Genomic DNA, 2,585 nt, shown 5'->3' on the forward strand with positions numbered 1-2,585 from the left:
GTTGAGGAAATCATTGATGAAACGCTTGATTGCGCTGGCTTTGCTGTGCGCGCTTTCTGGTTGCGCCCAGAACACGCCTCCCTCTGCATTTAGCGGTAAGGGAGAACCCGTAAACACCCCTCAAATTATGGCGGAGTTAAACAGTCATGAGTGAACAGAAATTAATAGCTGAATCCCGCACCTTTGAGCAGCAAATGATTGAGCGGGATAAACGCGCCACTAAAGCCGGTTTTGTTGTTGGCGGCGTGGGTCTGCTGATTGCGGTACTGGCGCTCGTCGCCGTGGTCGTGATGTTGCCGCTGAAACAGACGGATGTTGAGCTGTATACCGTGGATAACCACACAGGACGGGTGGAACACGTTACCCGGACATCGAAAACCAGCCTGACCGCTACAGAAGCCTATCAAAAGGCGATGGCCGCAAACTACGTCAAAGTGCGTGAGCGGTATGTCTACCCCTCTTTGCAGGACGATTACGAGACGGTACAGGTCTACAACGCTCCCCACGTAAACGATGACTATCTGGCGCTTTACGCCGGAAAAAACGCCCCTGACAAGGTTTATAAGAACGGGGCGCACACCGTGAAAGTGGAGATCCTTTCAAACCAGATCACCGATGGTACAGCCCCCGACAGGGTCGCCACTGTTCGCTACAAGAAGATTATCCGCCGTCTGGCTGATAACAGCACCCGCAACGAGTATTGGGATGCCCGGTTCACGTTCCATTCTGACCCTGACAAGGAAATGAGCGATGCGGAACGCGAGATCAACTACTTCGGCTTTACCGTCACCAGTTGGCAGACCGACCGCGAAATCCGGGGAGGTGAATGATGAAAAAGTTAACGTTTACCGCACTGGCACTGATGATGTGCGGCGCGGCATGGGGTGCGGCCATACCACAGGCAAGCCGCTATGACTCCCGTGTTCAGCAGGTTATCTATAACCCGCAGAACGTCACCGTCGTTAACACCAAACCCGGCTTTATGACAACGCTGGTCTTTGATAACGATGAGGCGGTCATAAGCGCCAAACCCGGCTTTGATGAGGCGTGGGAAGCCACGCCGGATGCAAACCGGGTCAACGTTCGCCCGGTCGCGCTCACGCAGGGAGCGCCCGGAGAAGATGGCAACACAACGCAGGTCGTGATCCCCCCGAACAGCCGGGACTGGCATACCAATATGCTGGTTGTCACCAGTAAGCGCCTGTACAACGTCGAGCTGAACGTCATCGATGATAAATCGGCGCAGCAGCCCGCTTTCCAGGTGAGCTATCGCTATCCGGGCGAAGAACGGGACAAAGCGAGCCGGGAGGCGACGGCCAGACAGCGCGAGTGGGAGCAGAAACAGCAACAGGCCAGCGTCCAGAAAGCGCTGAACTCGGCGCAGACGCCCCGCAACTGGAGTTACACCAAATATCCGGGCAAAGGCAGTTTCAACATTGTTCCCGATTTTGCTTACGACGATGGCCGCTTTACGTTCGTGGGCTTCTCCCCGTCTAAGTCCATTCCTTCCGTCACCAAAGAGCTGAACGGCAAAGAGCATGTGGTTAACAGCAGTATCCAGAAGAAAGGCGACTTCACCGTACTGGTGATTCAGGAGGTGACGCCACGCCTGGTACTGCGTTCCGGTAATGCCGTTGTGGGTCTGGAAAATAGCGGATTTGGCAAGGTACATGCTGCCGATGGTTCCACCGTATCCCGGCAGGTGGAAAGAGTGGAAAAACCGGAATCCAATTAACCTATAAAAATAGTTTTATATTTTTATAAAAGGAAACGTGCATATGAACGACGAAAACAAAGTGCCTGTGCCGGATGAAGCGCAGGCATCCCCGGCACATGCTGAGGATGATATTGCCACGCTTGAGCGGGAAGCCCGCGCTAAAAGAGAGGCGGAGCTTCTCAATGCGCAGGACGACGAAGAGAAAGACCCGGTACAACCCGCCGTTAACAAGCTGAAAAAGCGCAAACGGGGCAAAGCAACCGCCTTTCTTGCCATTGTCGCGGTCGCGCTTATCTTCCTGGCATGGGGTGGTAACTGGGTTTATCGCAATATCCTGTGGCAACCCACGGAAGAAAAGAAACAGGATACAGCCCCGCAGACGAACAAAACCGATTACCGGCAGCGTAACGATCTCGGTATGTCCACCGATACAGCCGAAGAAGAGCCAGAGCAACAGGATAACGGCCAGAGCAGCACGGGGGGAACAGGGCAGGCGGCTCCGGCCGCTCCGCCAGAACTCAACAAAGCCAGCTTCCTTATTCGCCGTGATGGTTCGGCCACCACACAGAACCCGGTAAAAACCCGGCAGCAGGAAATGACGCTGACATCGGCAACAACCACCGGACAACAGGACAGCAGCGCGGCCACACCTCCCGGTCAGCCGCAAAATACCGCCGCACCGTCGCCGGGACAAAGCCCCGCACCAGTACGGCGCATACCCTATAACCCTGACCTGTACATCCCGGAAAATACCTCGATCCCCTGCTCACTGGATCGTCGCTTTGTATCTGACCGGGCGGGGAAACTTCGCTGCACGGTCACTACTGACATCTGGAGCGCCAGCGGCAACACGAAGCTGATAGAGAAA

At 55.2% G+C, this 2,585-nt stretch carries 2 protein-coding genes and 1 pseudogene; all 3 read left to right on the plus strand.

Going from position 1 to position 2,585, the window contains the following annotated elements:
- Nucleotides 1-146: 146 nt before the first annotated feature.
- A complete protein-coding gene (locus GS12_RS22565; RefSeq protein WP_034951220.1) occupies nucleotides 147-830 on the plus strand; it encodes a type IV secretion system protein in 684 nt (227 codons plus the stop codon).
- Nucleotides 827-1,735, plus strand: a complete 909-nt coding sequence (gene virB9 / locus GS12_RS22570; RefSeq protein ID WP_077874239.1) for a P-type conjugative transfer protein VirB9 — start codon at nucleotides 827-829, stop codon at nucleotides 1,733-1,735. The genes GS12_RS22565 and virB9 overlap by 4 nt, the downstream gene beginning before the upstream one ends.
- Before the next feature lie 43 nt (nucleotides 1,736-1,778).
- Nucleotides 1,779-2,585, plus strand: a pseudogene (locus tag GS12_RS22575) (VirB10/TraB/TrbI family type IV secretion system protein); the annotation flags it as partial.

It is taken from the genome of Erwinia oleae (assembly GCF_000770305.1).
In the GTDB taxonomy this organism is placed as follows: Bacteria; Pseudomonadota; Gammaproteobacteria; order Enterobacterales; family Enterobacteriaceae; genus Erwinia; species Erwinia oleae.

Excerpts from the sequence above, each read along its gene's own strand:
- GS12_RS22565 (WP_034951220.1), top strand. The coding sequence starts at position 147 with ATGAGTGAACAGAAATTAATAGCTGAATCCCGCACCTTTGAGCAGCAA.
- virB9 (WP_077874239.1), top strand. The coding sequence starts at position 827 with ATGATGAAAAAGTTAACGTTTACCGCACTGGCACTGATGATGTGCGGC.